Consider the following 25653-nt stretch of genomic DNA (forward strand, 5'->3'; position numbering starts at 1 on the left):
GATGTTTTGGTGACGTTTTGATAATTACAAACAACGTGCCAAAACTGTAAGTGTTTGTGTTTTAGTGATTTAACTGTTTGTCTATGAAAAGGGAAGTGAAGAGATAATGATGTTAAGATGATTATTTAAATGCCCAAAGTGTCATTTTAGGAACTTTACAGCTGGTTACTTGTAAATATATTTATTTGAATCTCATAAAAATATTTATTTTTATATAAACCAATTTGATGAAAACTAAAAAGTCGACTTGCAAAAACTGCGAAAAACAGTTTAAAGAAAGTTTCAAATTTTGCCCGTATTGCGGACAACAGGCCAAAGATGAACTGACGGTCAAGGTATTATTTTATAATACAATAAGTAATTATTTTTCGTTTGATGCACGTTTTTTTAAAAGCTTTTTTCCTTTAGTGTTAAAACCTGGGTATTTAGCAAGTAAATTTATTCAGGGGAAACGATTATTATATTTGCACCCGGCACAGATGTACCTGTTTATAGCTGTGGTTTTTTTCTTTATGTTTTCATTTATTCAAAGAGACCAGGTGCAGACTTTAGATAATCAATTAGCAAAAACCTTAGGACCACAAGAAGTTTCAGATATTATTTATGACAAGAAGAGGAATGATTCTATTGCTTCTGTAAAATCAAACAAACAAAAAGTAGAGGATTCAATTGAACGTGCTAACTTGAAAAAAGCTTTAAAAACATACCAGGTTATAGAAGGGGTTTCTGAAAAAGAAATAGATTCATTGTTAGGGCCTGAAAATATAAAAAATAAAAGTATTTGGGGCATTGGTAAAGGAACAAAAGCTTTAGACTCTTTAATTAAAGCGGAAGCTCCACCTGAAATTATTTACAAGCATATGGGAATGAGTAAGGATGCAGGGGCTCTAGAAAGACGCTTATACAGACAAGCTTTTAAGTTTTACAAATCCAGAAAAGGCGGAAGTATGCTTCAAACATTTTATGATGCAATTCCTATTGCAATGTTTTTCTTATTACCAATTTTTGCCTTGATATTAAAGATATTATACTTTAACAGAGGTTTGTATGCACACCATTTGGTATTTAGCTTTTATTATTTTTCGTTTCTCTTTACTGTTTTTAGTATTATACTTGGAATTAATTTTATTTGGGATATGCCGGATTGGATAGATTTGTTGGTTGTGTTGTCTACCTTTTTCTATTTGCTTATGGCAATGAAGCGTTTTTACCAGCAAGGTTGGTTCAGAAGTTTTATAAAAACTTCTGTAACCGCATTTTTGTTTTTGTTATTTGTAGCGCCTTTAACCGTTACAATTCTAGGGATATTTGCATTTTTGTTTTATTGAATCACTAAGAAATATAAGGGTGTTAAGCTTAAATAAAAATATATTGAGAAGTGTTTTTTTTGTTTATAACAGTTTGATATTTAGTGTATTAGATATTTATTAATCCAGAAACATTCAATTATGAAGACTTTTACCAATCTAATTACTTTCTGTTTGATTGTAATCCTTTTAGGGTCATGTGCAGCCAGAGCTGCTTACATTTCTCGATCAGAAAGGTTCTCTGTATCATCGTCTCCTTTTGGAGAATCGTTAACACCTAGCACTTCTAAGCTCTTAAACTCTAGTAAAGAGTCTGCGGTTAATTCAATTTCTAATACAACAACAAAATCGGGCTTTTTGCTTGGTATATATTTTACAGATATTGAGTTAGGCGATAAGTTTGAAATTCAACCGGAAGTTGATTTTCTATTAGTTAAAGATTTAAATGAAATTCAGGCTCCTATCTTGGTAAAATATGATATAGTCGAAAAACTTAGTGTTTTGGCAGGACCAAACTTGGGTTACCTTTTAGACGCTCCTGATGGTTTTAAATCATTTAATTTTGGCATTGATCTTGGAGCTGCTTATGATATTACAGACAAAATCAATGTTAATACCAGGTACGGTTTTGGTTTAACAAACTTACTGGAAAATACAAGTGGTGATGCCTCATCAAAGCTAAGTGGGTTTCAAATAGGCCTGGGGTATAAATTCTAAGAAAAAGATAGAAAACTAACCTAGAAAATATCATACTATATTTTAGGTTAGTTTTTTGATGTTTAAAGGAGTTTATCCTTTAAAAACTTTCCGATTTCTGAAGTTTTTTCATTTAATATCTCTTCAGGAGTTCCGGTAGCAACAAGATTACCTCCGGTTTCTCCACCATAAGGCCCTAAATCAATAATATAATCAGCACACTTAATTAGTTCTAAATTGTGTTCAACAACAATTATAGAGTGCCCTTTGCCTATTAATGCGTTAAAGGATTTTAAAAGTTTTTGAATATCATGAAAATGAAGACCGGTAGTGGGTTCATCAAATATAAATAAAGCCTTTTCTTTAGTATTCCCTTTACCAAGAAATGAAGCCAGTTTTATACGCTGAGCTTCACCACCGGAAAGGGTAGAGGAACTTTGCCCTAATGTTACATAGCCTAAACCAACATCTTGTAAGGGCTGGAGTTTGTTTTTTATTTTGGTTTGATTGTTCGCCTCAAAAAAAGCAACAGCATCATCAATAGTTAAATTTAATATATCATCAATATTCTTATTCTCAAAAGTAACCTCTAAAATCTCTTTTTTAAAGCGTTTTCCTTTACAGGTTTCACATTCTAAATGGACATCTGCCATAAATTGCATTTCAATGGTTACTTGGCCTTCTCCTTTACAGGTTTCACAGCGTCCGCCATCAACATTAAATGAAAAATGTTTGGCTTGATAATTTCTGATGTTACTTATTTTTTGTTTGGAGTATAACGCACGAATATCATCATATGCCTTAATATAGGTTACAGGGTTAGAACGTGAGGATCTGCCTATTGGGTTTTGATCAACAAATTCAATGTGGTTAATATTGCTAAAATTACCATCCAGAGCTGTAAACTGCCCGGGTTTGTCCCCAAAATCCGTGAGCTTTTTTTGGAGTGCAGGGTATAAAATCTTTTTAACCAAAGTACTTTTTCCGCTGCCTGAAACTCCGGTGACCACTGTTAGCATTCCTAAAGGAAAACTAACATTTATATTTTTTAAATTGTTTTCTCGGGCACCAATAACATCTACATGGTATTTTGATGTTCTTCTGGTTTTCGGAACCTCAATTTTTAAGTCTTCATTTAAATATTTTGCCGTTAACGATTCTGATAGTAAAATATCATTATAAGTACCGTTAGCAACCACATGACCTCCAAAAGTCCCTGCCTCAGGGCCTATATCAATAATACAATCTGCAGCTTTCATAATATCTTCATCATGTTCAACAACAATAACGGTATTACCCAGATCTCTTAATGATTTTAAGACAGAGATCAAGCGCTCGGTATCCTTAGGGTGTAGACCAATACTGGGTTCATCCAAAATATACATAGATCCAACCAGGCTACTGCCTAATGATGTTGCTAAATTAATGCGCTGGCTTTCACCGCCTGATAGTGTGTTTGATTTTCTGTTTAGCGTTAAGTAATCTAGCCCTACATTAGAAAGAAATGATAACCTATTGTTAATTTCTTTTAAAAGCCTGTTTGCAATTTGAGTGTCGTAATCATTCAATTCTAATTGTTTGAAAAAGTTAGAAAGCTTATCTAAGGGCATTTCAACTAAATCTGTGATGGTAGCTCCATTAATTTTAACATAACCAGCTTCACTTCTTAAGCGCTTACCTTTACAGGTCTTGCATTTAGTTTTTCCGCGGTAACGGGATAGCATAACACGGTTTTGAATTTTATAGGCTTTAGACTCAAGCTCTTCAAAAAAAGAAGTTATGCCTTCAAAATATTCATTTCCAGTCCAGACAAGTTGTTTTTGGGCTTTGGTGAGTTCAAAGTATGGTTTATGGATAGGAAAATCAAACTTATGTGAATTATTAACCAGTTGATTTTTATACCAGCTCATGCTTTCTCCACGCCAGGGGAAGATAGCGCTTTCATAAATGGATAATCCTGTATTTGGAATGACTAAATCTTCATCTATTCCAATAACATCACCATAACCTTCACATTCAGGACATGCTCCATAAGGATTATTAAAACTAAACAGGTGTACATTAGGCTCAAGAAAACTAATGCCATCCAACTCAAATTTATTACTAAAGTTTTGTTGTTTATCAGTACTTAAAGTTTCAATGATACATTCACCTTTCCCTTCAAAAAAAGCAGTTTGAATGGCATCTGCTAATCTATTATAGAAATCCTCTTCGTTTTTGGTTATAATTCTATCTACAACTAATGATATCGTTTCTTTTTCGGAAATATTTTCTATTTCATCTATCCTTAAAACATTGTTGTTTACTTTAATTCTTGCATACCCTTGCTGATGCAATGCTTTAAGTTTATCTTTCATAGAGCGTCCTTCTTCCAGATAAATTGGAGCTAGAAGTAATAGTTTTTCTCCTTGAGTAAACTCTTTTATATGGTTTATAACATCTGTAACGGTGTCTTTTTTAACCTCTAATCCGGAAACCGGCGAATATGTTTTACCAATTCTTGCATATAGCAATTTTAGGTAATCATAAATTTCGGTTGTGGTACCTACAGTTGAACGCGGATTGGTTGAGTTTACTTTTTGCTCAATGGCAATTGCCGGAGCTATGCCTTTTATATAATCTACTTTTGGTTTATTTAATCTGCCTAAAAATTGACGTGCATAGCTTGATAAGCTTTCAACATAGCGCCTTTGCCCTTCAGCATAAAGCGTATCAAATGCTAAACTGGATTTACCGGATCCTGATAACCCGGTGATAACCACTAACTTGTTTCTTGGTATAATAACATCAATATTTTTAAGGTTGTGTAATTTAGCTCCCTTAATAATGATGTTTTCTTTTGGATTTACTTTGGAAATAGTAGTATTCATAAGCGTTTAAAAGGCATAATTTTGCAAAGATACTATAAGTATTTGAGCCTGAAAAACACAATGTAATTGAATGAAATAATAAAAAAAACGTCAACTTTTTTTCTTTTTAGGAATGATTGTTACTATATTTGAAATAATAATTAGCAATTAAATCAACTATACGCCTATAGCATAACATTACTTTTAAACATGTAACCCCAAGCAAAGAAGCCCTCTCTTCTTGCGCTAAAAGTAATTATTATGCAACACGAAACTATTTCAGACGCTATTTTAGTTAGCAACTACATTAAAGGAGATGAAGACGCCTTAGAAACACTTATTATTAGGCACAAACAAAAAATTTATAGTTTTATTTATTCTAAAGTATATGATAGAGATGTTGCGGAAGACATTTTTCAAGATGCTTTTATAAAAGTAATCAGAACGTTGAAACGAGGAGCGTATAATGAGGAAGGTAAGTTTTTACCCTGGGTGATGCGTATTTCACATAATTTGGTTATTGATTACTTTAGAAAGAATAGTAGAATGCCAAAGTTTGACAACACAGGAGAGTTTAGCATCTTTTCGGTTTTAAGCGATACAAATTTAAATGCAGAAAAAGCTATAATAAAAGAACAGGTTGAAAATGATGTTAGGCGTTTGGTAGATGAGCTTCCTGAAGACCAGAAAGAAGTTTTGTTAATGCGTATTTATAATGATATGAGTTTTAAAGAAATATCAGATAGAACAGGTGTAAGTATTAATACTGCATTAGGCAGAATGCGGTATGCGTTAATTAATCTACGTAAGATTATTGATAAACATAATATAGTTTTAACAAATTGATGCAATAATTTAAATTTTGCTACGTTATTCTATTTAAGTAACCCTTAAATAAAAACAATGGCAAAAATTTACTCTGAAGATTCTGTTGAAAAAATAGATGATCTTGTACCGAAAGAAGAAACGGTTAAATTTCTTCTCAATTACTCTAAGGCTTTAAGTGTTATAAATTGTAATAAATTGAAGTTTGAAGCACTTCTTAACTAGATTTAAAAGTCCTGATATAGATGTATCAGGACTTTTTTAATTTTTTATATGCATTAATTACAGACTGCCTTCCCACGGTTTTTGTAATAATATCTTTATCTAAATCCCAGCCTCTGGCAGGAGAATACTCTCTTCCGTACCATATAATCTGTAAATGTAAATCATTCCAGAGTTCTTTTGGGAACAACCTTTTAGCGTCTTTTTCAGTTTGAACTACATTTTTACCATTACTCAGATTCCATCTATACATTAGACGATGAATATGAGTATCTACGGGAAATGCAGGAACGCCAAAAGCCTGAGACATAACTACACTGGCCGTTTTATGACCAACAGCAGGTAGCGCTTCTAAATCTTCAAAATTTTGGGGTACCTGCCCATTATGCTTTTTAATTAAGATTTCTGATAACCCATGAATGCCTTTACTTTTCATTGGAGATAACCCAACCGGTTTTATGATTTCTCTTATTTCTTCTATGGTAAGTTTCACCATATCATACGGGTTATCTGCTTCTTCAAACAATAAAGGAGTAATTTGATTAACCCTAACATCCGTACTTTGAGCAGACATTAATACAGCAATTAATAATGTATAAGAATCTTTGTGGTCTAAAGGAATTGGTATTTCAGGGTATAGTTTATTTAAAGTATTAATAATAAACTCAATCTTCTCTTTTTTTGTCATAAGTTGTACTTTTGTCGGGAAATCAAAGTTAAGATTATGATATGAACATATCTAATATTCTTTGGATATAAATTTTTTATGAGTATTGTATTTTAAACTTAAAAGAATAAATAATATATATATGAAAACATTAAAAAAAGGAGACATTGTACCTGAGTTTACATCAAAAGATGAAAAAGGCAATATAGTTTCTTTAAGTGATTATAAAGGAAAAAAACTAGTCGTATTTTTTTATCCTAAAGCCAATACTCCAGGATGTACTGTTGAAGCGTGTAATTTAAGAGATAATTATAAAGAACTTCAGTCTAAAAGTTATGAATTGTTAGGAGTTAGTGCAGATTCACAAAGACGGCAGTCAAATTTTAAAAATAAATTTAAATTCCCATTTCCTTTATTAGCAGATGAGGATAAAGTTGTCATTAACACTTTTGGAGTTTGGGGACCTAAGAAGTTTATGGGTAGAGAATATGATGGTATTCATCGTATGACTTTTTTAATTGATGAAAATGGTATTGTTGAACGGGTCATAGAAAAAGTTAAAACAAAAGATCACGCTGCTCAAATATTAGCATAAAAAAAGGCGGTTATTATATAGTAACCGCCTTTTAAGTTATATAACTTCTTGCTATTTGTTTTTTCTTCCTAATAAGGTGAGTGGTTTTCTGGAATAACCAAATAGCCTGTAATCCTTTATTAATTCTGCTGTACCATCAGGAATCATATCTTCCCAGCCACTTTCTCCGTCAGCAATCATTTTTAATATTTGTCGTGAGAAAATATTCATGATCTTTTCGTCATAATCTTGAATATCAACTACTTTGCCGTTGTATTTAAAGAATTTATACAACTCTTTCATTCTAGGGTATACTTTTAAATTTTCACTGGTGATCAATTCCCCGGTTTCCAGATCAAGCATTGGGTAGAGGTATACCTTTAGATCTTTAAAGAACAATTTACCAAAGGCTTCAAGAATACCACCACTAATATGCCTGTAATACTTTTCGTCAAAAATATCAACAAGGTTACTAACTCCCATAGCTAATCCCATTCTGGCTTTGGTGTAGTTAGAAAAATATTCAACAACTCTAAAATATTCCTGGAAATTAGAGATCATTACAGATTGACCCAAAGAGCACAATAAATCTGCTCTGTCAATAAAGTCTTGCTCATCTATTTCTCCTTCAGCTCTTAAGTTAGATAAAGTAATTTCAAATACCACTACGGTTTTGTTTACATCAACTTTATTTTCTTTTATGAACATGTCATACGATTTCTCATACATAGCCATGTTTACCTTGGTTACAGGTCTAAAACTACCACGTAAAGCTAGAATATTTTTTTTATAGAATACTTTAGCCGGCAGTACATTGGTGCCGTCCGGGCCAAACATTACAGCATCGGTCATTCCGTTTTTAACTAGCTGTAAACTCATCAAACGGTTGTCAACATTTTTAAATACAGGTCCTGAAAAATTGATAGTATCTATTTCTAATCTGTCTTTGTCCAAATGGTCATATAAATACCGCAATAACTTTTTAGGTTCATTATACTTGTAAAAGGCACCGTAGATTAAATTTGTACCTAAAACACCTAAGGTTTCCTGTTGCAGACGAGCATCAGTTTCTTTAAAACGCAAGTGTAAGATAATTTCATTATAATCACCGTCAGCTTCAACCTGGTATTTAATACCAACCCATCCATGTCCTTTAAATTGTTTTGCAAAATCAATAGTGGCGACAGTATTGGCGTATGTAAAGAAAATTTTGTTAGGGTTTTTTTCACGTGTTAACCTATTTTCCATAAGACTCATCTCATGTGCTAACATTTTTCTTAACCTAGCCTCAGTAACATAACGCCCATCATCTTCAGCTCCATAAATGGCGTCACTAAAATCTTTATCATAAGCAGACATAGCTTTGGCAATAGTTCCTGATGCTCCACCTGCTCTAAAGAAGTGACGGCAAGTTTCTTGCCCCGCACCAATTTCCGCAAATGACCCATAAATATTTTCGTTTAGGTTTATACGTAGTGCTTTTGACTTTAATGAAGGAATATCGTCAAACTCTTTATCGCCTTTAATGGTAATTTCCATATAAATAATTAGGTTATATCTTGTGTATACAAAGGTATCAAATATGTATAGCATACAAAAAAATAAACCTATTTTTGTGTAAAACTTAACGTCTTTGAAAATTACATTTTTAGGAACAGGTACATCACAGGGAATCCCAATAATTGGGAGTGATCACCCTGTTTGTAAGAGTAAAAATCCTAAAGATAAACGTTTACGTGTATCTGTTTTGGTTGAGTGGGACGGTAACACCTATGTTGTAGATTGCGGCCCCGATTTTAGATACCAAATGCTAAGAGCTGGTTGTACTAATATTGATGGTATTATATATACTCATGAACACGCAGACCATGTTATGGGGTTAGATGATATTCGTCCATTTTACTTTAAACAAGGGAATATTTCTATTTATGCACATAAAAGAGTATTAAAATCGCTAAAAAAGCGTTTTGATTATATCCTTAAAGTTAAAAATAAATATCCGGGAGCACCATCAGTAAATATTAATAGAATTAAAAACAAACCTTTTAAATTAAGTGATTTAGAGGTCATTCCAATTAATGGATTACATGATAAACTTCAGGTGTTCGGGTTTAGGTTTAAGAATTTTGCTTACCTAACCGATATGAAAACCATCAAAGAAGAAGAGATTGATAAAATAAAAAACGTAGAGGTTTTGGTTGTAAATGCCTTAAGAATTGAGCCTCATCGATCTCATTTTAATTTAAAGGAAGCGTTACAATTTATTGATAAGGTTAAACCCAAAAAAGCCTATTTGACTCATATAAGTCATTTGTTAGGATTTCATGATGATGTTGAAAAAATGTTACCTGAACAAGTTTTCTTAGCTTATGATGAGTTACAAATAACCATTTAAAAGAATAAATAATGAAGCAAAGAATTTTTATGTACCTGTTTGTCTTTTCAATACTGCTTGTTTTATTTCAGTATGTAAACTCCAAACGCGTTTTTGAAGATATGGATAACAAGTTAACCGGGTATAAATCTCAATTAAAAAAGTATAAAGATTCTGTTTCTGTGTTGCAAAATGATATTTTAGAAGTATCACATTTCAATTTAGATAGAAATGAAGATGCTATTAGTTATTTTGAAGATGCCGGATATAACATAGAGGAGCTTATTCCTTTTATTAAAGATGAGCTTTATAAATTAAATGAAGTAAAAGGAGAACATCCAATTGTACCATATGCAGCTAGCGAAGGAAGGAAAATGTTAATAAACACTGTGAAAATGCTAAATCATAAATGGATAATAGCTGATTTTTCAGATGGCGAATATTGGGGTGAAATATTTTTAACTTATGAAATTACAGAAAACAAAGCATTGAAGTTTAATTTAGTTGAATACTTTCTGTATCCGTTTGATTAAGTTAATCCATCTTATAAGCAATACCCTTTTGTTTTTTGGTTTCTCCAACATAAGAGTATTCATAGGTATATGAAGAATCTGTTGTTGTTAGAATTTTTAAGTGAATATCTTTTTGCTCTGCCATATTTTTAGGGTTTATAGTCTTAAATATAACTTCACAATTGTTTATCCACCTTAATTGAGATGAATCAACTTTGTTATTATAATTCTCAATTTGTAAATGGCTGCTTCTTATAAATGTAGATTTAAATAGTTTGTCGCCAATAACAACTTCACTATAAAATTGTCCGGTTTTGTAATCGTTACAGTTCCTGCTTGGTTCATAGCAGCTGCTAAGACATAGTAAAAGTAAAATAAGAAAACATCTCATATTTAGATATTAGACTGCAAACATACTAAAGAATACTATTAATTCTGAAAGTTTTTGAATGTTCCATCTGAATAAAATATAACAATACGTTCAATGGTCTTGTCTTGATTTGATTTTTCTGATATAACGCTTTCTAATTGTTGAGTTGAAGAAGGAGGTAGGTCTTGGCTTGTTTGAGTATTTTCATTTTTAAGTTTAGAAGGGAATTCTCCTTTACCATTAAATAACCAATACAAATCAACTTCAGGAAAGGAGGAAAGTAATTTTAAAATAAAATCTAAGCTGGGTTTATTTCTACCCGATAAAATGTGTGAGATGCTCGAGCGCTGAACACCTATTTTTTCAGCAAATGAAGAGGCAGATTCACCATAATAATCAATTACTTTTTGAAGCCTTTTAATAAAATCTTCGGTGTTTACCATTGTAAATGTTTTGCTGACTTAAATAATGTTACAAATGTAACATTTTAATTTTAAATCAACTATTCTTCTTTGATATTGCACGATTTTATTTAACTTAAAACTTTATATTATTGATTGTAATTTATTGAATTACAAATATATAATAATGAAATATATTTCAAAAGACCTCTTCTCTTAAATTAAAGCTTCTGACAAGGCTAGAAGTGTATACAAATGTATACATTCTTTTGAATTTACTTGTTTACATTTGTGAAATGATAATTGTTTACATTTGTGACATAATTAAATACTATGCAATTAAAGGATATTAAAGACTTATTTTTAAAGTACAAGGAAGATGGTTTATTTAACCGCTACATTACCAATTTACATATAGAACCTATTTTAGGAAATTTTGATGACCAAGTAGTTGTAGAGATTATTGGAAACTCAGTTTTAAACAACCCGATTTATGGACTTAAAATTGGTAATGGAGGAAAAAAAATACTGATGTGGTCACAGATGCACGGTAATGAATCAACAACAACCAAGGCTTTATTTGACCTTTTAAATACTTTTATAGGTAATGAATCTACAACAAATGAGATTTTAGAAGCCTGTTCATTATATATTATTCCTATTTTAAATCCTGATGGAGCTTTAGCTTATACCCGGGTTAATGCAAACAAAGTTGATCTGAATAGGGATGCTCAAAATCTAACCCAGCCTGAGAGTAGGGTTTTAAGACAGGTTTTTGAATCGTTTAAACCCGATTTTTGTTATAATTTGCATGGACAGCGTACCATTTTTAGTGCAGGGAATATTTCCAGATCAGCAACGGTATCTTTTTTAGCTCCGGCTCAGGATGAAGCTTGTACAATTACACCAAATAGAAAGGTGGCTATGGAGGTTATCGGGATTATGAATAAGGCTTTACAAGAGGCTATTCCTAATCAGGTTGGGGTGTATGATGATGCGTTTAATCTAAATTGTGTAGGGGATACGTTTCAAAGTGAAGATGTTCCTACTATATTATTTGAAGCCGGACATTTCCACAATGACTATGAGCGCGAAAAAACACGAGAACTTATATACATAGCTTATATAAAATCATTAGAGTATATATCTAAAGTTGAAGTTTCAGGTGATAACTATGAGCCCTATTTAAGTATCCCGGAGAATGAGAAGTGTTTTTTAGATATTATTATTAGAAACACCAAAACAGAGAAAGGCATTGTTGATATTGGAATCCAATATGTGGAAAAGCTAAGCGACAATATTATTGAGTTTATACCAGAAGTTGTGAAAATTGAAAAGCTTGATAATTTTTTTGGACATAGAGAGATTGAGGCTCAAGGGTATGAGGTGTATAATGGAGAAGGAGGGGTGTTGGTAGAAGGCAGCGAAAACGTTTTCGTAATGTTGAATAATGAAAAAATCTTATTATAATCGAAATAAAACATATCAATTATAAGTTATTTTTAATAAAAATGTATTAAATTCGCGTTTTATTTAAGAATAGTTAATTATGGGGAAAATTAAATTAGACGAAATCGATCATCAAATTCTTGATATGTTAATTGATAACACAAGGATTCCTTTTACTGATATAGCGAAGAAATTATTGATATCTGCGGGAACGGTACATGTACGTGTAAAAAAAATGGAAGAGTCAGGAATTATAAAAGGATCTTCCTTGATGTTGGATTATAAGAAGTTGGGGTATTCATTTATTGCGTATGTTGGTGTATATTTAAATAATACATCTCAAACTAAATTTGTTTTAGAGCGTATAAATGAGATTGCTTATGTAACAGTAGCGCATATAACTACCGGTAAGTTTAATATTTTCTGCAAGATTAGAGCAAGAAGCACAGAGCATGCAAAAGAAGTCATCTTTTTATTAGACGATATAGAAGGTGTTTACAGAACTGAAACCATGATTTCATTAGAGGAGAGTATTAACGATAAAAAACGTTTGATGCACTCTATATTTAACGATATGTAAATTTTAAACTGATTCAGATCGGATTAGTATATAGTATAAAAAAAGCCTTTTTAAAGGCTTTTTTTATACTAATGTTTTTCGCAACAGAAACAGTTTTTGGCTTTATAATACCCTCTTTTATGTAGAGATTGAATGATTCTTTCTTTTAATTTTAAACTATAAACTTCAAATTTAGTATAACCAAAATTACTAATGCTTATTGAAGGATCAAGAGACTGTACATAATGCCACCAATTTTGAGGAACAAATAATACATCTCCAGGTTCCAGAATAACACTCACAAAGGTGTTATTCATAAATTCTGGAAATTTTTCTTTATCTAAATTATTGATATTCACTTTACTGGCTACAGCACCATAGATATGTTTGCTACTTGGATACATGGTTTTATTAAATTTGGTTGAGCAAAGTATAAACATTTTTCGTCCCTTTATTTGTGCATATACATTATTGGCTGTGTCTGCATGAAAGCCTGATATAGTATTTGCAGGCCCTATCCAGGCTGTTATATCATTAACTTTTGTGTGTGCTTCAAAAAAAGAAAAATCAATATCATTTTTAAGTTCAGGGTAGTATTCAAAAATATCCAGTGTTGTCAAATAATCCTTAAAGGCTTTATTGTTATCTTCAGAGTCTTTTAATTGTTTTATATAATTTTTAAAAGAGGCTTTTTTGTACCTGTTATCATTCTGAATAAAATTATCAGATAGCAGGTAAATATCTTTATCTTCTTTTAGATTTAGAAAAAAATCTAAGTTCCATCGTTTCGCCGCTTCCCATTCTTTTGCCAAGCCCTTAATGATGACAGGACGTTTCTTGTTAAAATATTTTCGCTTAAAAGATATGGCGTCTATAGATAATATTTCTTCTATCGGCTGGCTTTGATCTAGGATTTTAGATACTATATTCATTGTTATAGAATTTTATGATTCAAGAATAGCACATTTTTGTGCCAGATAAAAGTATCAATCATATTTGATGTTATACGGTTTACTTGGATATTATTAGATTAATGGATTGATTATTTCGATATATCTGCCTTAATGATATCATATTTATTGGTAAAGTGTATGTTAACTTTTGCTATTAGCATAGTAATCGTGTAATTCAAAGAATAATTTTGACATTCCAGTTGGGTTATAAGATATTTACCTAATATTTAAACAGTAGATATATTATAATTGACTAGCCATGGTATTTAATTCCTTAGAGTTTTTTCTTTTTCTTTTTATAGTTTTTATACTCTATTGGTTTCCTTTTAGAAAGAACGTAAAAATTCAGAACATATTTTTGCTTATTGCCAGCTATATGTTTTATGGTTGGTGGGATTATAGGTTTCTATCGCTTATATTAGTAAGCACTACGGTTGATTATTTTGTTGGAATTAAAATTGATACTAGAACCAATGCGTTACAGAGAAAGTTATGGCTATGGGTCAGTGTTATATTTAATGTAGGACTTTTAGGTTTTTTTAAGTACTATAACTTCTTTGTTGATTCTTGGGTAGATATGGTTTCTTTGTTAGGTTATGATATTAAGAGCACCTGGACTTTAAAGGTTATTCTCCCGGTTGGAATTTCGTTTTATACCTTTCAAACCATGTCATATTCTTTTGACATTTACTATAAAAAACTTAAACCCACCAAGGACTACCTATCATTTGCGGCTTTTGTGAGCTTCTTTCCTCAACTAGTTGCAGGGCCAATTGAACGGGCTTCCAATTTGCTTTCACAAATAATTAATAAAAGAGAGTTTAGCTATAAACAATCTGTTGGTGGTTTGAAGCTTATATTATGGGGGTTGTTTAAAAAAGTAGTGATAGCAGATGCTCTGGCTCCAATTGTTGATGATATTTTTGCTAATTATACCACATACCCGGCTTCAACTCTTGTTTTAGGGGTTACCTTATTTAGTTTTCAGGTATATGGTGATTTTAGTGGTTATTCTGATATTGCCATTGGTACCGCCAAATTATTTGGGATTGAACTAAAGTCTAATTTTAAATTCCCTAGCTTTTCCAGAAATGTTGCTGAATACTGGCAGCGTTGGCATGTTTCGTTATCTACTTGGTTTAGGCACTATGTTTATATACCGCTTGGAGGCTCTAGGGTAAGCAAGCTTAAATCTGTTAGGAACATCATTATAATTTTTTTGATAAGTGGCTTTTGGCACGGGGCCAATTGGACTTTTATATTTTGGGGTGCTTTTCATGCTTTGGCTTATATTCCGGTTTTTTTGATGGGACGAAATACTATCTATAAAAACAGTGTGGTAGGGGAGAACTCATTGTTCCCTTCTCTCATTGAAATTGGGCAGGTGTTACTCACTTTCTCTATTATTACTTTTTCCAGAATATTTTTTAGATCAGAGTCCATTACAGATGCATTTGCGTTTATAAAACGAATATGTTTTCATTTTACCTATGAAACATACAATCACCCTATGGGGTACAGGATGATTGATTATTATATACTTATTACTCTGTTTGTTTTGTATGAGTATCGGATCAGAAAAGATGAGCGTTCACCGTTTAAATTTAAATCTAAAATAATCAGATTTATTGCTTATACTATAGTTGTTTTGGGAATGCTATTGTTTTATGATAGCAATGTTGACAGATCATTTATTTACTTTCAATTTTAGCCGGTATGAAAAGATTATTTTTAAAAACCTCTTTATACGTTATTTTAATCTTAATCTCATTAGAGGTTATTGTTCGTATTTTACATTTGGCCAAAGATAGTCCAACTCGGTATATAGATGAACATAAGGTGGAAAAATGGGTTCCTAATCAGGAAGGGTATTCAGTGACCGGAAATCGGCGCCAAAACTTCTCTAAGTTTTACATAAATAACTCAGGATATAATTCATACAGAGAGTTTACGCCTTTAAAAGAAAAGGTAGAAATTGCGTTGGTTGGTGATTCTTTTATAGAAGGGTTTCATCAAAATTATTATAACTCTATTGGTAAAAAGATAGAAAACAGATTAGAAGGGGTCGAAGTTTACGAGTACGGCTACGCAGGGTATGATTTGGCAGATCAGCTACATTTAATATATGCTTATAAAAATCAATTTGACTTGATAGACCATGTGATTCTAGGATTTAAATTTGAAAATGACTTGACTAGAGGGGAATATCATGTCATGCAAGATAGAATGCATCTGGAATCACCTTTATATAGGAACGCCCGCAAGATTAAGTTATTAGTTTATATACAAAATATTGGGGTTTTAGATCCGGTTAGGCAGTTAGTATCACAATTAATGTCTTTTGGTAAACCCAAAACAATAATCTCTGAAGAAATTGTTATCAAAGAAAGTATTAAAGCAAAACATCTTAGCTATATTGAAAACTTTAAAAGCTTGATAGAAATTTATGGGTTTGACAAAAAGCGGTTTGTATTTTTATTGGATACAAATACCACTCCTCAGATTTTCTTGAACTATTTAGAGAATAACGATTTTAAGTATATAGATACTTTTAGGGTGTTAAGTAAGTCAAGCAAACCAACCACATTGATTTATGACAGGCATTGGAATAATCATGGGAGGAGTATTATAGCCACACTCATAGTAGATTATTTAACATCACTGTAAAAGCGTTAAATTTATTCTTGATATCTGTAAAGGGGAAAGAAATCCACTTCCTCTTGCTTAACATTGATGGATAACTCATTGTAAACATCATAATTAGTAATGTATTTCCACACTTTAAATGATTTAAAATCTTTAGAAAAAGAAGATTTGAACCTAAAAAGTTCATCTTCTTCATTGCCTAAACCACCACCTAAGTTAAAGAATGTATATTCTTCTTTTGTAGCTCTGATGCGCATTTCATCTATTAATAAGCGTATTGGAGAAATTGCTAAAAAATCATTTCTTGTGCCTGATATATGATATTGTATTATATTATTGGTTTTAACCATCATGGCTGCAGAAACAATAGCGTTTGTTTCTAAATTAATTGCAAAAAGCACATCCACTTTAAAGTCATTACTGTTAATGAATTTTTTAAAATATTCTTCAGAGAAATAGTAATTGCTTTTTGCATTTACCCGATCCATGTTCTCATAATATAATTTAATAAATGCTTTAATGTCACGTTCTTTATGAGAGCAAATAACTTTTAAGGACCTTCTTCCTTTGTTTAAATAACGCTTTGTTGTTTTAGAGAATATAGTGCGCTGCTCATCAAGGGGTAGTGTGAGGTCTATATTAACCACGTTACCTAACTCTACAACATGCCCCATGTTTTTAAGGATTTCTGACTGCCTTTTAATAAAAGGGTTTAATCTTGAAAAAACAGAAATAATATTCTCATCTTTAAAATATTGATTTAGAGCTTTAACTAATCCGCTATTATCAAATGATTGAGGCACATTCTTTTGAAGCGGTCCAGAATACCCATAAACCGATGTGGCATCAAAATAACCCGTACCACCAATTTTTCTTATGATCAACGGAAGCCCTATTAAGATATCTCCTTCAGTGTATTTAATTAGAACCGCTTTTTCGTCTTTTTCTTTTGATAACTCATGGTAATCAAAGGTGTGATAAAAATCATAATTATTGACCTGATTAAGTATATTTTGCCATGCGCTTTTGGAGGTTATAACATTTAGACCATTTTCTTTAACTTTTTGGTTACTTATTTGCTTGTAAATTGGAAAATAGGTATTTGAATTACTTACTAATGCATGGGCGTCTGTATAGCTTACTTTTATTTCTTTGATTAACCTGTTATATATTTTTTCATTAATTACTTTTCTTCCTGTATAAAAAACAACATCGTTATCTTTTGGAAAAAATGATTTTTTATATTGGTACAATCCATCAAAATCTTTTCTACCTCCACCGAGAATGTAATATTTTTTATCATTTTCTATGGCCCATTTTGTAACTTCAATTTTTAAGAAATCGTTAGGCCTGGTGTCAAAATATTCTGCAAGCGTCCCTCCTAAATATGAGTATAAGGTGTCTCCATCAATGATAATTAATTCTGTAGAAATTGGTGTGCTTTCTTTGTGTACAACAGCTATTAAAATTTTGCCTTGATTGTTCTCTATTAGATCCTTAAAATAACTTAGAGGATAAAAATAGTTTTTAGCAGCAGCATTTCTTTGCATGGTTTTAATGTAAATAGAGTAAAATGTATTTATAACTTCTGTTGTAATATCTTCTGAATAGATTTTTGTTTTTAAATTGTTTTTTTCTGCTCTTCTATAGTTATTTCTTACTTTTTGTTTGAAATTATTCCAAATACTTTCAAAGGAATGGATTTTCCCTTTTACATTGTTTAAGCTCGGAATTAGGTGACCAGAATAATATATATGGTTGTTATTTAAATTAAACCGGATAAATTCTGTAACAACATTATTCTTTTTGTACCATTTATCAACTTTTTTCCAAAACGCTTTTATATCATCATTACTAGCCCCATTAAGCAGAGGTCCACTATACCCATAGGGTGATGTGGAGTCAAAAAATTGGATATCAGTTACTCCTTCATTTTTTAACACATTTAAATATACCGGCATTAAAACCTTTGCTCTACTAGTTTTTCTTAAGACAAAATAACTTAATTTGCTGTCACCCCTATAGTTACAATATTGTAAAGAGTAAAATGTGCTAAAAGTTTCAAATTCCTTTAAAACAGTATAATACTCTTTTATATCAGCTTCCTTAGAAATGGTATGAAATTCAAGTTTATAAGTGGATGCTTTTGTGGTACTAAGCACTCCTAAATATTTATCATCTTTCTTTCGGTCTTTAATATTTTTGACAGGAACTCCATATGCTGTTTTAAAGTCTTCAATATTTTTATTGACTAAAGCACCTGCTCCAATAACCGTGTGCTTTCCAATTTTAATACACTCTATAATGTTAGACCCCAGTGAAATAGCTGTGCATTTGTTTATTTTTACTTCACCACCAATCGTAACGCCAGGTGCGATACTACAAAAATCTTTTAGTATTACATCGTGTCCAATTGAACTTTTGGTGTTGATAATACACTGTTTTCCTATTGTTACACTGCTATTAATAACTACCCCGGCCATTATAGCTGTACCATGACCAATTACTATATTTTCTGCAATAACCGCATCAGGATGAATTACTGTAATAAATCTGAAGTTTTCAGATGAGGAAACTATCTCTTTATATAATTTTTTTCTTGTCCAATTATCGCCTATAGCAATAATACCCCCATAAATATCGTTAGTTGCAATAATTTCCGGTAATTCCTTTTCAGTTCCTAAAACCTCATAATCGCTAATTCTGGTACCTTTAGATTTGTAAGAATCTATTAAGCCAAAGATTTCATATTTAGCTTGTTTTCTTATTATATCAATTATGACCTTGGCATGCCCTGAAGAGCCAATAATTAAAACTTTATTCATTTTTTGTTCCTGTAAATTCCGGCATATTCATTCTTTCGCTACTGTTTATGCCTTCCGGTTTAATTATGCGTTTAATTGTTAAGAGTATTATTTTTAGGTCTAAGAGAAAGGATTGATGCTCAACATACCAGACATCTAAATCAAATTTCTTTTCCCATGATATGGAATTCCTTCCTTTTACTTGTGCCCAACCGGTAATTCCAGGCCTAACATAATGCCTTTGCTTTTGAAAATCGTTATATAAAGGTAAATAGTGCACAAGCAGAGGCCTGGGGCCTACAATAGCCATATCGCCTTTAATAACATTGATCAACTGCGGAATTTCGTCTAAAGAATATTTTCTAATAAAATGTCCTATTTTGGTAACTCTGTTAAGATTATGCACATCTTTTTTTGCATAAGCATCCAAATCTCTCATGGTCTTAAACTTGACTATTTTGAATAATTCCCCATATCTACCTGGTCGTTCTTGAAAAAAGAAAGGTTTTCCTTTATTAACAAAAAGTAAGCATAGCAAAATAATAAAGAAAATAGGAGATAGAATTAAAAGTGCAATTATTGCAGATATTAAATCAAAAAGTCTTTTATACATTTTGTTGTTTTATATTTCTATAAATATCTAAATCAATTATATTCTCACTTAAATTTGCGTCAGACCCATTAATGACTTTTAATACAGTCTTAAGAATAATCTTAATATCAAGATATAAGCTCATTTTTTTTACATATATAACATCAAGGGCTAGTTTATCATCCCAGTTTAAAGAGTTTCTACCAGAAATTTGGGCTAATCCGGTAATTCCTGGCTTAACCAAATGTCTTGTTCTTTCTGTCTCGGTGTAAAATGATAAATATCTCACTCTTAAAGGCCTTGGACCAACTAAACTCATATCGCCAATTAATACATTAATGAGTTGTGGTATTTCATCTAAAGAGTATTTTCTAATAAAGTTGCCAAACAAAGTGATTCTTTGATCGTCTGGAAGTAACTTATTATTGATGTCCCTTTCGTCAGACATAGACTTAAACTTTATTATCTTAAATATTTTTTCATTTTTACCAGGGCGATTTTGAAAAAAAAACGGGCTGCTGCCTTTATTGGTAAATAAGAGGATTAAAGCAACTAAAAAAAATAGGGGAGACAATATTAATAAACCTACAAAGGCTAAAAGTACATCAATTATTCTTTTAAACAGATTTTTGTACATGTTTCTTAATTAATTTCAAAAGTATAATATTTATTGTACATCAATAAAGAAAATACGTTGATAACACTATTTTATCGATAATTCGTTTTTTGAAAAATTGAAGTTGAAATAAAACCTGTTTTATTATAAATTTATATAGCTATTGATTATACTGGATATATACTGAATGTCTTCGCTTATGTATCTATAATCTATGTGAATATTGATAAAATAACCATAATTTGATTTATTTCCGGGCCATAATAAAGAAGGATATACATCCTTTGAAATTAAATAACTTTTAAAATGATTTAATTTATCTATATTTTTAAAATGTAATGTTAATCCAAAAGGGATTGAATCAGAACCAACTAATGCAAAATCATCAGTATCCTCTAGTAAATTTATTATAGTTTTATAGTTGATTTCTTTAAAATGGAGGTAATTATTCTTTAAATATAATTTTATTAGCGCTTCATGATTTGTGTTTATTTTAACTAAATCATAATTATAGTGCATCATATTTTCAGCATTATACACCAGCTCTAAAAAAGCGTTTTTTCCATTTTCGTCAATTGAAACATTTTCTTCAAACTCTAATTTTTTTTCCATTCCCAGGAGAATATTATCCCAAATTTCATTAAAAGAAATAGCTTCTTCAAGCTTTATGTCTGCTAATTTTTCACCATTTGGTTTCCAGGCAATTCCGGCAAGAGGCACTGGTACAGATTTTCTTAATGATGCAAAACAAAAATCTGCATTACTTTCTATGCAAGGCTTACTGAGCCAGCCATGAGAATGATCTTCAATAATAAAAATGTTCTTTTTACTAGTCTCTAAAGAACAGTGCGAAATACCCCAAAAATTATTAACTAAAACAATAACCTTGCCCTCTTCAGTAACAAAACTATCAGCTTTTACTATGTGTAATTTATCTAAGGGGTTTACTTGATAGGTTTTTATATTTTTATAATTTTCTTTTAACCAAGATGTGACATGTTGACAATAATATTCCGGAACCCAAATCGTATTTATTGTGTTGTTTGATTTAATGGTTTCTATAATGTATTTAATTGCATGTCTTCCCGAATAAAATATTTTTCCATTAATGGGATTAAAACTATTCTTAGAATTTCTAAAAATATTTGAATTATAACTTATATGAGAAAAAAAGGAACCATACCCTTTCTTCTTTAACAATTTATTATGCATGACACTTAGTTTATTCAAAAATCAATATAATTGAATAGCTTTGCAAGTATTAATATTTAAATTTTTGTTTAACAAATGATAAATAATAAGAAGATTGTATTTTTAGGCTCCAGAATTCATGTCATTGATGAGTTATTAAAAGATACTATAAGTGATAATATTACTATTTACGCGCTTGAAAATAGTTTTTTAGTTAATTATTTGAATGAGCGAAAAATAGTTTATAACACTTTTTCGATGGAAAATAAAGAAAAGTGCTTAGATGAATTACTGACAATAAGTTTTGATATTTTAATCTCTAACGGATGCCCCATTATTTTCCCTGTTAAAAAATTTAAAACCCACCAAATATTAATAAATATCCACCCTACTTATTTACCTCATTTACAAGGCAAAACTCCAATGAATGGTGTGTTTTATCTTAAGTATAGTTTTTATGGAGCTACAATGCATTATATTGATAAAGGTATAGATACCGGAGATATTATTCATCAAAAGAAGGTAAAACTAACTAACGATGTTGATTTGGGGTTGTTGTATCATTTAGCAATGAAATTAGAAGGTTCTGTATTTAAAAAAGGATGGAGAAAATTAAAAAAGGCAAATTTTAAACATATTGGGGTTAAGCAGTGCATAGAATCGACTTATTTTAATAGAAACTATGAAATGCAACATTTAAGCTTTAAGGATAACACAAATACTTTATTATTAAAAATTAAAAGTTTTGGAATAAAAAGTCAAGGGTGCATAGCCATAATAAATGACACAAAATATATAATATTTGAGGCTGAAAGTATTATCCATAAACCTTTACTCAAAAGCTATAAAAAATCTAAGCCAGGTGAAATTGTTTTATCGTATGACGAAAAGTTTTTAATTAAAACAATTGATGGCATAATAAAAGTAAAGAAGTATGAAATATTATAAGTTTCATAGTGCTTTATGAATAGATTCTATCAAGTCGCCTACATTATTCATATTCATTAAATCCATTAACTTAAATTTAATATTAAATATCTGTTCAATATCTGTTATAATCATCATATGTGTTACAGATTCCCAACCGTCTACATCATTAGCTGTAGTTTCATTATTTAGTTGAAAGTTGTTGTGTCCGAGTATTTTAATGAATGATTCTTTTGCTTTTTCAAGAATAGCTTCTTTAGTCATATATCTAATTTTTTGTAATTAATTTTCTTAGCTGGTTTCTATCTAGTTTTCCATTATTATTATATGGGAGTTGATCTAAAAAATGAGTTTGTGTAGGTACCATATAATTTGGCAGTTTAGTCTGTAAATAATTAAAGAGAGTCGAAGTAGTAGAGGCGTCAAGTTTATTTCCTTCAATAACTAAGGCTATCTCATTATTCCCACTAGTATTATTAATATCTATGACTACTAAGTTGTTTTTAGTAATCATAGATTTTATGTGATATTCAATTTCTCCTAGTTCTACTCTATAGCCCCTTACTTTAACTTGAAAATCTTTTCTTTCAACGTACATTAAATATCCATCGTTGTCCATAAAGCAGATGTCTCCGGTTTTATAAAAACGTTTAACTTCACCATTATCTAACTGTACATTAAAAAATAGCGTGCTATTGAGTTTTTCATTTTTCCAATAGCCTTTTGTCAATTGTTTACCGGAAAGGCATAACTCTCCTTCTTCTTTGTTTTTTAGTATTTGTTTATCATTGTTAATAATGATATAATCAATACCTGCTAAAGGCTTTCCTATAGATAAAATTCCGTTATGAGATTTATCCCTGTGGCTAGGACTATAGCTATAATAAGAACTACAAACTGTACATTCTGTAGGGCCGTAATGATTATAAATCTTACTATTGGGAACACAGGTGGCCCATTCATCTACAACATCCTTAAATAATTTTCCTCCCCCAAATATGCAATACCGTACATTTGGCCTGTTTATTTCTGAAAAATATGGCCTTAGATAATATATTATTGAAGGTACCATTTTAAGTACTGTAAGATCATACTTTTGCATTAGCTTAAAAATGTAAAAATACTTTATGCTATCGGACGGTACCGTATAGCTACAAGCCCCTGCTAAAAACGTCGGCATGAATGCGGTAAGAGAAGCGTCAAAAGTAAGATCATACATTTGCAGGCACTTGTCTGTACTATTCAGTGTATATTCAGAATCATTGTCAAATGTTGATAGCAATGCATTCAGGTTCTCAAAACTTATTGGAATACCTTTTGGTTTGCCTGTGCTTCCACTGGTAAATAAAATATAAGCCATATTATATTTTACATAGGGTGTATGGCTTAAAATATGGTCTTTAGATGTTTTATAATGCGAGGGGGTGCTAAATACTTTAAAATCACCAGAATACAAAGAATTCATTGTAGAATCAAAAACACAGGTACTTTCTGTGAGCTTAAAAATTTCAGAATTTCTTTCTTTAGGGGCTAAGGGGTTAATAGGAACGTACGCTTTACCTTCTAGCCAAAGTGCAAAAATAGTGGCATAGGTTTCTAAATCATTGTTTGCAACCAAACCGATAAGCTTTTCATAGGAGTTTATATGAGTTTGAATTATTTTCCTAATTTTTAAAACGCAGTTTGACAGGTCTTTGTAAGTAAAAAAGGTATCATTAATGCATAATGCATTTTTTGTTGCATTGATACTAAATGACTCCTGAAGTGTGTTTAAAAAATTCATAACTCTGTTTTTAAGCAAAATGTCCGTCTTGTTGATATACTTTCTTATTGCTAAAGTCAATGTCTATATCATGATGAGCCAAAGAAACCAGTTTCCGTTTATTTTTATAAATACTGAAAAACGTTTTGTCAATGTGACTTCCTAACACTTCGTCTTCGGTTAAAAGAAATGTGCATTTGCTTGTTGTAAAATGCTCCATAAGAGCATCTAAGCAGTATTTATAATATTCATTATCACATAAAAAATATCTGGTAACAAACTCATTTTCTCTAATCAGTACAGAAATAAAACCTACTGTTTCTCCATCTAGTTTTATAAAAAAACTAGTATTGTATATTGCATTAGAAATACTGCTTATCAGACACTTATGCTTTATGTTATTTGTTTTTAAAGTGTATTGACTGTTATCTATTTGCCAATTAATATAGTCTTTAGACTTAAGAACCAGATCATTTGCCACGTGCTTTTCAATAAAGAGCCATGTAGTTTCATTTATACTGGATACATAATCATAACTAAGGCTTGCTGTTTGAAACTTAATTTTGTTTAGAAGAGCAATTAAATAATGAGAAAAGTTTGAAACGCCTTTTATTAAAGGGGAGGCAACTTTAAAGAAAGGGAATTTATTAATAAATAAGTGATGGTCTAAATTAAATACAAATATATACCTGTTTCTTTTGGAAAACGCTGTATAAGGCTGTTTTTTATAATAATCAAGTGTATCTGTTCCTAGGTGTTTTATAATTACCTGATTTTTTGTTTCTTCTAAAGAGACTCTTTTTGTATATACTGAGAGGATACTCTCTTTATATTTTTCAGCAACCCACCACCGACTGCTCCAATAAATTTTTAATGGCCCCTTTTCTGTTTCTATCAAATCTGGAATTAAATAAATAAAAGAAACCAGAGCATTGTTTTCCATACCCAAAATGGCGCAAATATCATCATCTGCAATGCGATTATTTTTTAACAACCATAGAGCCTTGCTTTTACTAAACGGGACAAATTCAGTTCCGTTTTGCCAATACAAATCTTGCTCTAGGGCATTTTTAAGCTTGCTGCGGGTTAATGATACTATTTGAAGGTCTTTCATTTACTCTTAATGATTTATTTACGGTAGCTTTTTCTTTTTCCAGAGGATAATAAGGGAATCTCATCAACATAGCTTATCTTAATCGGGCATCGAAAACTAAAAAGCCTCTAAACTGTTCTATAATTTCACCTTCTTCATTAAATTCATGGGTTGTATTTAACTTTAAAACATATACCTTTTCCTTCTCCTGAATGAGTTGCCCTTGAGAACCCCTTTATATTCCACTACGTTGGTAATAATAAA

General features: G+C 30.9%; 24 protein-coding genes. 11 read left to right on the top strand and 13 right to left on the bottom strand.

The genetic code is table 11. The annotated features are described in order from the left end of the window. Nucleotides 1-227 precede the first annotated feature (227 nt). Nucleotides 228-1328, top strand: a complete 1101-nt coding sequence (locus VOI54_RS13300) for a DUF3667 domain-containing protein (RefSeq protein WP_326283326.1) — start codon at nt 228-230, stop codon at nt 1326-1328. A 120-nt stretch (nt 1329-1448) separates the two neighbouring features. Then, the gene (locus VOI54_RS13305; RefSeq protein ID WP_326283327.1) at nt 1449-2024 is read left to right on the top strand and encodes an outer membrane beta-barrel protein; all 576 of its coding nucleotides are present in this window, start codon (nt 1449-1451) and stop codon (nt 2022-2024) included. A 62-nt stretch (nt 2025-2086) separates the two neighbouring features. On the opposite strand, the gene uvrA is transcribed toward VOI54_RS13305, so the two are convergent. Further along, nucleotides 2087-4873: an excinuclease ABC subunit UvrA gene (uvrA, locus tag VOI54_RS13310; RefSeq protein ID WP_326283328.1), complete on the bottom strand. Its 2787-nt coding sequence runs from the start codon at nt 4871-4873 to the stop codon at nt 2087-2089. 240 nt (nt 4874-5113) lie between these two features. Between uvrA and VOI54_RS13315 the strand changes: the two genes are divergently transcribed. Then, nucleotides 5114-5698, top strand: a complete 585-nt coding sequence (locus VOI54_RS13315) for an RNA polymerase sigma factor (RefSeq protein ID WP_326283329.1) — start codon at nt 5114-5116, stop codon at nt 5696-5698. Nucleotides 5699-5927: 229 nt separating this feature from the next. Here VOI54_RS13315 and VOI54_RS13320 read toward each other — a convergent pair whose 3' ends face one another. Continuing rightward, the gene (locus VOI54_RS13320; protein ID WP_326283330.1) at nt 5928-6587 is read right to left on the bottom strand and encodes an endonuclease III domain-containing protein; all 660 of its coding nucleotides are present in this window, start codon (nt 6585-6587) and stop codon (nt 5928-5930) included. Between the two features lie 121 nt (nt 6588-6708). On the opposite strand from VOI54_RS13320, the gene bcp reads away from it, so the two are divergent. After that, nucleotides 6709-7161 (top strand): thioredoxin-dependent thiol peroxidase, encoded by a 453-nt coding sequence (gene bcp / locus VOI54_RS13325; RefSeq protein WP_326283331.1) that lies wholly within the window; start codon nt 6709-6711, stop codon nt 7159-7161. A 51-nt stretch (nt 7162-7212) separates the two neighbouring features. On the opposite strand, the gene VOI54_RS13330 is transcribed toward bcp, so the two are convergent. Further along, the gene (locus VOI54_RS13330) at nt 7213-8679 is read right to left on the bottom strand and encodes a TonB-dependent receptor (protein ID WP_326283332.1); all 1467 of its coding nucleotides are present in this window, start codon (nt 8677-8679) and stop codon (nt 7213-7215) included. Between the two features lie 94 nt (nt 8680-8773). Here VOI54_RS13330 and VOI54_RS13335 point away from each other — a divergent pair, with 94 nt between their 5' ends. Next, complete coding sequence (locus VOI54_RS13335) at nt 8774-9535, top strand: MBL fold metallo-hydrolase (protein WP_326283333.1); 762 nt, start codon at nt 8774-8776, stop codon at nt 9533-9535. A gap of 11 nt (nt 9536-9546) precedes the next feature. Continuing rightward, nucleotides 9547-10047 carry a hydrolase gene (locus tag VOI54_RS13340; RefSeq protein WP_326283334.1) on the top strand — a complete coding sequence of 167 codons (501 nt, stop codon included), beginning with the start codon at nt 9547-9549 and terminating at the stop codon, nt 10045-10047. A gap of 1 nt (nt 10048) precedes the next feature. Here VOI54_RS13340 and VOI54_RS13345 read toward each other — a convergent pair whose 3' ends face one another. Continuing rightward, nucleotides 10049-10417, bottom strand: coding sequence for a DNA topoisomerase IV (locus VOI54_RS13345; RefSeq protein ID WP_326283335.1), 369 nt, complete (start codon nt 10415-10417; stop codon nt 10049-10051). Nucleotides 10418-10455: 38 nt separating this feature from the next. Continuing rightward, complete coding sequence (locus VOI54_RS13350) at nt 10456-10839, bottom strand: helix-turn-helix domain-containing protein (protein WP_326283336.1); 384 nt, start codon at nt 10837-10839, stop codon at nt 10456-10458. 291 nt (nt 10840-11130) lie between these two features. Here VOI54_RS13350 and VOI54_RS13355 point away from each other — a divergent pair, with 291 nt between their 5' ends. Both VOI54_RS13355 and VOI54_RS13360 read left to right on the top strand, forming a co-directional pair. Then, nucleotides 11131-12267, top strand: a complete 1137-nt coding sequence (locus tag VOI54_RS13355; RefSeq protein ID WP_326283337.1) for a M14 family zinc carboxypeptidase — start codon at nt 11131-11133, stop codon at nt 12265-12267. A gap of 79 nt (nt 12268-12346) precedes the next feature. Beyond that, a complete protein-coding gene (locus VOI54_RS13360) occupies nt 12347-12826 on the top strand; it encodes an Lrp/AsnC family transcriptional regulator (protein ID WP_139694853.1) in 480 nt (159 codons plus the stop codon). Between the two features lie 68 nt (nt 12827-12894). On the opposite strand, the gene VOI54_RS13365 is transcribed toward VOI54_RS13360, so the two are convergent. Continuing rightward, entirely contained in the window at nt 12895-13737 is an 843-nt protein-coding gene (locus VOI54_RS13365; protein WP_326283338.1) for a cupin-like domain-containing protein, read from the bottom strand. 280 nt (nt 13738-14017) lie between these two features. On the opposite strand from VOI54_RS13365, the gene VOI54_RS13370 reads away from it, so the two are divergent. Then, nucleotides 14018-15469: an MBOAT family O-acyltransferase gene (locus VOI54_RS13370; protein ID WP_326283339.1), complete on the top strand. Its 1452-nt coding sequence runs from the start codon at nt 14018-14020 to the stop codon at nt 15467-15469. A gap of 5 nt (nt 15470-15474) precedes the next feature. Next, nucleotides 15475-16425, top strand: coding sequence for a hypothetical protein (locus tag VOI54_RS13375; RefSeq protein WP_326283340.1), 951 nt, complete (start codon nt 15475-15477; stop codon nt 16423-16425). An 11-nt stretch (nt 16426-16436) separates the two neighbouring features. On the opposite strand, the gene VOI54_RS13380 is transcribed toward VOI54_RS13375, so the two are convergent. The 4 genes from VOI54_RS13380 to VOI54_RS13395 all read right to left on the bottom strand — a co-directional run bounded on the left by VOI54_RS13380 (nt 16437) and on the right by VOI54_RS13395 (nt 21628). Further along, entirely contained in the window at nt 16437-19229 is a 2793-nt protein-coding gene (locus VOI54_RS13380; protein WP_326283341.1) for a NeuD/PglB/VioB family sugar acetyltransferase, read from the bottom strand. Beyond that, nucleotides 19222-19821 carry a sugar transferase gene (locus tag VOI54_RS13385; protein ID WP_326283342.1) on the bottom strand — a complete coding sequence of 200 codons (600 nt, stop codon included), beginning with the start codon at nt 19819-19821 and terminating at the stop codon, nt 19222-19224. Before VOI54_RS13385 ends, VOI54_RS13380 begins: the two co-directional genes overlap by 8 nt. Continuing rightward, nucleotides 19814-20437 (bottom strand): sugar transferase, encoded by a 624-nt coding sequence (locus VOI54_RS13390; protein ID WP_326283343.1) that lies wholly within the window; start codon nt 20435-20437, stop codon nt 19814-19816. Before VOI54_RS13390 ends, VOI54_RS13385 begins: the two co-directional genes overlap by 8 nt. A gap of 123 nt (nt 20438-20560) precedes the next feature. Continuing rightward, a complete protein-coding gene (locus tag VOI54_RS13395; RefSeq protein ID WP_326283344.1) occupies nt 20561-21628 on the bottom strand; it encodes a hypothetical protein in 1068 nt (355 codons plus the stop codon). Nucleotides 21629-21865: 237 nt separating this feature from the next. Between VOI54_RS13395 and VOI54_RS13400 the strand changes: the two genes are divergently transcribed. Beyond that, nucleotides 21866-22555 (top strand): formyltransferase family protein, encoded by a 690-nt coding sequence (locus tag VOI54_RS13400; protein ID WP_326283345.1) that lies wholly within the window; start codon nt 21866-21868, stop codon nt 22553-22555. A 3-nt stretch (nt 22556-22558) separates the two neighbouring features. On the opposite strand, the gene VOI54_RS13405 is transcribed toward VOI54_RS13400, so the two are convergent. From VOI54_RS13405 to VOI54_RS13415, 3 genes are read right to left on the bottom strand one after another with little or no spacing between them, the layout of a single operon-like run. Further along, nucleotides 22559-22798 (bottom strand): acyl carrier protein, encoded by a 240-nt coding sequence (locus VOI54_RS13405; RefSeq protein WP_326283346.1) that lies wholly within the window; start codon nt 22796-22798, stop codon nt 22559-22561. A 4-nt stretch (nt 22799-22802) separates the two neighbouring features. Beyond that, nucleotides 22803-24317 carry an AMP-binding protein gene (locus VOI54_RS13410; RefSeq protein WP_326283347.1) on the bottom strand — a complete coding sequence of 505 codons (1515 nt, stop codon included), beginning with the start codon at nt 24315-24317 and terminating at the stop codon, nt 22803-22805. Nucleotides 24318-24327: 10 nt separating this feature from the next. Beyond that, nucleotides 24328-25410 carry a hypothetical protein gene (locus VOI54_RS13415; protein WP_326283348.1) on the bottom strand — a complete coding sequence of 361 codons (1083 nt, stop codon included), beginning with the start codon at nt 25408-25410 and terminating at the stop codon, nt 24328-24330. Nucleotides 25411-25653 lie beyond the last annotated feature (243 nt).

This window comes from Alterotamlana spongicola, assembly GCF_035818475.1.
Lineage (GTDB): Bacteria > Bacteroidota > Bacteroidia > Flavobacteriales > Flavobacteriaceae > Cognatitamlana.

Excerpts from the sequence above, each read along its gene's own strand:
- VOI54_RS13415 (WP_326283348.1), bottom strand. The coding sequence starts at position 25,410 with ATGAAAGACCTTCAAATAGTATCATTAACCCGCAGCAAGCTTAAAAAT.
- uvrA (WP_326283328.1), bottom strand. The coding sequence starts at position 4,873 with ATGAATACTACTATTTCCAAAGTAAATCCAAAAGAAAACATCATTATT.
- VOI54_RS13300 (WP_326283326.1), top strand. The coding sequence starts at position 228 with ATGAAAACTAAAAAGTCGACTTGCAAAAACTGCGAAAAACAGTTTAAA.
- VOI54_RS13385 (WP_326283342.1), bottom strand. The coding sequence starts at position 19,821 with ATGTATAAAAGACTTTTTGATTTAATATCTGCAATAATTGCACTTTTA.
- VOI54_RS13370 (WP_326283339.1), top strand. The coding sequence starts at position 14,018 with ATGGTATTTAATTCCTTAGAGTTTTTTCTTTTTCTTTTTATAGTTTTT.
- VOI54_RS13315 (WP_326283329.1), top strand. The coding sequence starts at position 5,114 with ATGCAACACGAAACTATTTCAGACGCTATTTTAGTTAGCAACTACATT.
- VOI54_RS13350 (WP_326283336.1), bottom strand. The coding sequence starts at position 10,839 with ATGGTAAACACCGAAGATTTTATTAAAAGGCTTCAAAAAGTAATTGAT.
- VOI54_RS13345 (WP_326283335.1), bottom strand. The coding sequence starts at position 10,417 with ATGAGATGTTTTCTTATTTTACTTTTACTATGTCTTAGCAGCTGCTAT.
- VOI54_RS13380 (WP_326283341.1), bottom strand. The coding sequence starts at position 19,229 with ATGAATAAAGTTTTAATTATTGGCTCTTCAGGGCATGCCAAGGTCATA.
- VOI54_RS13365 (WP_326283338.1), bottom strand. The coding sequence starts at position 13,737 with ATGAATATAGTATCTAAAATCCTAGATCAAAGCCAGCCGATAGAAGAA.
- VOI54_RS13305 (WP_326283327.1), top strand. The coding sequence starts at position 1,449 with ATGAAGACTTTTACCAATCTAATTACTTTCTGTTTGATTGTAATCCTT.
- VOI54_RS13320 (WP_326283330.1), bottom strand. The coding sequence starts at position 6,587 with ATGACAAAAAAAGAGAAGATTGAGTTTATTATTAATACTTTAAATAAA.
- VOI54_RS13330 (WP_326283332.1), bottom strand. The coding sequence starts at position 8,679 with ATGGAAATTACCATTAAAGGCGATAAAGAGTTTGACGATATTCCTTCA.
- VOI54_RS13340 (WP_326283334.1), top strand. The coding sequence starts at position 9,547 with ATGAAGCAAAGAATTTTTATGTACCTGTTTGTCTTTTCAATACTGCTT.
- VOI54_RS13410 (WP_326283347.1), bottom strand. The coding sequence starts at position 24,317 with ATGAATTTTTTAAACACACTTCAGGAGTCATTTAGTATCAATGCAACA.
- VOI54_RS13405 (WP_326283346.1), bottom strand. The coding sequence starts at position 22,798 with ATGACTAAAGAAGCTATTCTTGAAAAAGCAAAAGAATCATTCATTAAA.
- VOI54_RS13355 (WP_326283337.1), top strand. The coding sequence starts at position 11,131 with ATGCAATTAAAGGATATTAAAGACTTATTTTTAAAGTACAAGGAAGAT.
- bcp (WP_326283331.1), top strand. The coding sequence starts at position 6,709 with ATGAAAACATTAAAAAAAGGAGACATTGTACCTGAGTTTACATCAAAA.
- VOI54_RS13395 (WP_326283344.1), bottom strand. The coding sequence starts at position 21,628 with ATGCATAATAAATTGTTAAAGAAGAAAGGGTATGGTTCCTTTTTTTCT.
- VOI54_RS13360 (WP_139694853.1), top strand. The coding sequence starts at position 12,347 with ATGGGGAAAATTAAATTAGACGAAATCGATCATCAAATTCTTGATATG.
- VOI54_RS13375 (WP_326283340.1), top strand. The coding sequence starts at position 15,475 with ATGAAAAGATTATTTTTAAAAACCTCTTTATACGTTATTTTAATCTTA.
- VOI54_RS13400 (WP_326283345.1), top strand. The coding sequence starts at position 21,866 with ATGGAAAATAAAGAAAAGTGCTTAGATGAATTACTGACAATAAGTTTT.
- VOI54_RS13390 (WP_326283343.1), bottom strand. The coding sequence starts at position 20,437 with ATGTACAAAAATCTGTTTAAAAGAATAATTGATGTACTTTTAGCCTTT.